This window comes from Methylobacterium sp. (genome assembly GCF_028290105.1).
Lineage (GTDB): Bacteria > Pseudomonadota > Alphaproteobacteria > Rhizobiales > Beijerinckiaceae > Methylobacterium.
Genome location: NZ_JAQGKL010000168.1, coordinates 1 through 4065, shown reverse-complemented (window position 1 = coordinate 4065; position 4065 = coordinate 1). Strand labels below are relative to the sequence as shown.

Genomic DNA, 4065 nt, shown 5'->3' with positions numbered 1-4065 from the left:
GAGCGGCGCCAGAGCTCCGGCTACGTCCAGCCCGGAAGCCCCAAGGCGACCATCACCACGGCACAGACGCGCCTGCTGCTCGAGGCGAGCCTGGCTCTGCCGCTCAACCTCGGCACGGTCTCGCTACCGATCTACGTCCAGGCGGCGATGGCGCGGGGAACCCTGCGCAACGTCACCTGCCCGTGGACGGATCGCGCGCGTCGGCAGGTCGTCGTCGATGCGCAGCCCGGCGTCGCCGATCTGGCGATCGCGGATATCCCTAAGTCACTCCTCGATCCGACCGCCCGGACACCCGATTACGACACGCCGGCGGGACTTCTGCGGGTGGCTCCCGCGCTGACGGTCTCCGGACGCAGTCGCGTCACGCTCAAAAGCCCCTACGCACAATCGATCACCTTCAGTGACGACGACATCGCCCGACATACCGTCCGCTCCGTCTCATCGAGCGGACTGACGCAATCGCTGACCGGTAGCCTGATCGCCAACCTGGACCTGCGCGTGGGCGGGGTCGGTGTCCTCACCCCGAGCGTCGTCACCGGCACCGTCGCGACGGCCCTGTCCGCCGCGACCCCGGCCCTCGACAGGGTGCTCGACAACACGCTGAAGGTTCTGGGCATCAGGATCGGGTCCGCCGACGTTTCGGTCGAGGGCACGCGCTGCGATCAGGCCGTGCTGGTCCAGTGACCGGGACGAGACCCGTGTGCAGCCCGATGTTCTGCTGAGGTTTCGCGAAACACCCGTGGGTGTCTCAGACACCCGGGATCATAGCGGGCATTGCTACGAAACGAGCAGTCAGGCCTCGCGTTTGGCCAGCGCGATCGCACACATTCGAGAGGCCCCGCCTTCTCGTAAGCATTCGGCATCGTCAGGCACGCACGAGGCCATCAGCGAACACGCCGCCGCCACGTTTCCGTGGCGGATTTCCGCTCCGTCACCAGCCGGAGATTCGCCCGTGGCCGTTTCGCGTTTGGGTGCGGTGTTCCGCGCGGTCTGGCTCGGCGTGGTCCTGGCCTCAAGTGCGGCCTGCGCCGCGCCGTCGCCCGCGTCGGACCTGGCGCTCCTCGATGCCCTGACCTGGGGGGCGACCCCGACGAGCTTTGCGGCGCTTCGCGCGCTAGGGAGGGAGGCTTGGCTGGCGGCCCAGTTGCGGCCCGGCACTCCCGCCGCCCTGCCGGCGGCGGTCCAGTCGCAGATCGCGGCCGGGCAGCCGCAAGGTGAGCTGTTCGACAGGGTCGCGGCCCTCGACGCGCAGGCGAAGGCCGCCAACGCGCTCCCCGATCCCGACGCGAAGAAGGCCGCGCAATCCGCTTATCAGGGCGCCCTGAACGATGCGCTGCGTCGCGCGGCTTCGACCACGATCCTGCGCGCGCTCTACGCGCCAGACCAGATCCGTGAGCGGATGGCCTGGTTCTGGTTCAACCGCTTCAACGTCCACCAAGGCAAGGCGAATCTCCGCGCGCTGGTCGGCGATTACCTCGACGGCGCCATCCGCCCGCATGCCTTGGGGCGTTTTCGCGATCTCCTCGCCGCGACCCTCGAGCATCCGGCGATGCTGCGCTACCTCGACAACGCCGAGAACGCCGCCGGGCGGATCAACGAGAATTACGCCCGCGAACTGATGGAACTGCACACGCTGGGGGTCGGCGGCGGCTACACGCAGCACGACGTCGAGGAACTCGCCCGCATCCTCACCGGAGCCGGCATCGAGCTGCGCCCCGAGAACCCCAAGCTGAAGCCCGAGCGTCAGGGCGATCTCGTGCGTCGCGGCCTGTTCCTCTTCAACCCGGCCCGGCACGATTACGGCGACAAGGTCCTCCTCGGTCACGCCCTCCAGGGCCGGGGCTATTCCGAGATCGAACAGGCTCTCGACCTCCTGAGCCGGCACCCCGCCACCGCCCGCAACCTCTCCCGGGCCATGGCCGGCTACCTGATGGGACGGCCACCCTCCGAGGCGCTGGTCGACCGCCTTGCCGGGGTGTTCACGCGCACCGACGGGGAGATCGCCGCGGTTCTCGACGCCTTGGCCCACGCCCCGGAATTCACTGCCGGGCTCGGCACCGGGTTCAAGGACCCGATGCGCTACGTCCTCTCGGCGGTGCGCCTCGCCTATGACGACCGCGTCGTCCTGAATACCGGCCCGGTCCAGGGCTGGTTGAACCGGCTCGGGGAGGGGCTGTTCAACCGCTCGACGCCCGACGGCTATCCCCTCGACGCCGCGGCCTGGAACGGCCCCGGCCAGCTCACGACGCGCTTCGAGATCGCACGCCAGATCGGTGGCGGCCCGGCCGGGCTGTTCAAGGCGACCACCCCCGACGCGGTGGAAGAGCCCGCCTTCCCGCTCCTTCAGAACGCCCTCTATTTCGGCGCCCTCGGCGCCACCCTCGCGGAGCCGACCCGGGCGGCGCTCGGCCGGGCGATCTCGCCCCAGGACTGGAACACCCTGTTCCTGTCCTCCCCCGACTTCATGCACTGACGGAGGCCTTCAGATGAACAGACGCGATCTCCTCCGCGCGGCGGCCGCGTTTGGAGGCAGCACCGTGGCGGGGCGGGTCTGGGCGGCGCCCAAGGCCGATGCCCGCCTGCTCGTGGTGTTCCTGCGCGGCGCCTACGACGCGGCCAATGTGGTGATCCCGACCGGCAGCGATTTCTATTACCGCGCGCGTCCGACGCTCGCCGTCGCCCGGCCCGACGCGGCCAACCCCGCCGCCGCGCTCGCGCTCGACGCCGACTGGAGCCTGCACCCGGCCCTGCGCGAGACGATCCTGCCGCTCTTTGCCAAGGGGCAGGCGGCCTTCGTGCCCTTTGCCGGCACGAACGACCTGACGCGGAGCCATTTCGAGACGCAGGACACCATCGAGCTCGGCCAGACCATCGGCGAATCGCGCAACTACCAGTCCGGCTTCATGGCCCGGCTGGCCTCCGAACTCACGCGGGTCCGGCCCATCGCCTTCACGGAGCAGTCGCCGCTGGTCTTCCGGGGCCCGGAACCCGTGCCGAACATCGCCCTCGCGGGCCTCGGCAAGCCCGGGGTCGACGAACGGCAGGCCAAGCTCATCGCGGCGATGTATGCGGGCGGCCCGCTGGCGGGCGCGGTCAACGAAGGCTTTCGCGTGCGCGACGAGGTCTATCGCACGATCTCCGATCACCAGGCCCAGGCCGATCGCGGCGCGGTCTCGCCCAAGGGCTTCGAACTCGCCGCCCGCCGGATCGGGCGTCTGATGCGGGACCAGTTCAATCTCGGCTTCGTCGACGTCGGCGGCTGGGACACCCACGTGAACCAGGGGGCTGCCACCGGCTACCTCGCCGACCGCCTGGGTGAACTCGGGCGCGGCCTTTCCGGCTTCGTGCAGGAAATCGGCGGCGGCTGGAACGACACCGTCGTGGTGGTGGTCTCGGAGTTCGGGCGCACCTTCCGCGAGAACGGCAATCGCGGCACGGATCACGGCCATGGCAGCGTCTATTGGGTGCTCGGCGGCGGAATCCGGGGCGGGCGCATCGCCGGACCCCAGGTGCGAGCCGACGAGGCACACCTGTTCCAGAACCGCGACTACCCCGTGCTCACCGACTACCGGGCGATGCTGGCCGGCCTGTTCCAGCGGCTCTACGGGCTCGACGTGGCGAGCCTGGCGCGCATCTTCGCGGACGTGGCGCCGAGCGATCTCGCGCTGATCTGACCGGCGCAAAAGAAATGGGGCCGCCTTTCGGCGACCCCCTTTCCCACGACGCTCTGGTGGAATGGACTTAGATGTCCTTGCCGCCCATGCCGCCGCCCATGCCGCCGCCGCCCGGCATGCCGCCGCCGGCCGAGTCCTTCTTAGGAGCATCGGCGATCATGGCTTCCGTGGTCACCTGCAGTCCGGCGATGGAGGAGGCGTCCTGAAGGGCGGTGCGCACGACCTTGGCCGGGTCGACGATGACCGCCTGGATCATGTCCACGTTCTCTTCTGTCTGGGCGTTGAAGCCGTAGGTGATCGTGGCCGTGTTGTCGGTGATCTTGCCGACCACGTTCGAGCCCTCGACGCCGGAATTGGCGGCGATCTGGCGGATCGGGGCCTCAAGGGCCTT

At 69.5% G+C, this 4065-nt stretch carries 3 protein-coding genes and 1 pseudogene; 3 read left to right on the top strand and 1 reads right to left on the bottom strand.

Annotation, left to right across the window (positions count from 1 at the left end; genetic code table 11):
* From JWQ05_RS12215 to JWQ05_RS12205, 3 genes and pseudogenes are all read left to right on the top strand, one after another.
* Window positions 1-684 (top strand): annotated as a pseudogene (locus tag JWQ05_RS12215) (hypothetical protein); the annotation flags it as partial.
* Window positions 685-1000: 316 nt separating this feature from the next.
* Window positions 1001-2473 carry a DUF1800 domain-containing protein gene (locus JWQ05_RS12210; protein WP_299658715.1) on the top strand — a complete coding sequence of 491 codons (1473 nt, stop codon included), beginning with the start codon at window positions 1001-1003 and terminating at the stop codon, window positions 2471-2473.
* A 13-nt stretch (window positions 2474-2486) separates the two neighbouring features.
* On the top strand, window positions 2487-3674 hold the full coding sequence (locus tag JWQ05_RS12205) for a DUF1501 domain-containing protein (RefSeq protein WP_299658714.1): 1188 nt from the start codon (window positions 2487-2489) through the stop codon (window positions 3672-3674).
* Between the two features lie 67 nt (window positions 3675-3741).
* Here the strand turns inward: JWQ05_RS12205 and JWQ05_RS12200 are convergent.
* The coding region (locus JWQ05_RS12200; protein ID WP_299658713.1) for a TCP-1/cpn60 chaperonin family protein at window positions 3742-4065 on the bottom strand (324 nt) is incomplete at its 5' end.

Excerpts from the sequence above, each read along its gene's own strand:
- JWQ05_RS12205 (WP_299658714.1), top strand. The coding sequence starts at position 2,487 with ATGAACAGACGCGATCTCCTCCGCGCGGCGGCCGCGTTTGGAGGCAGC.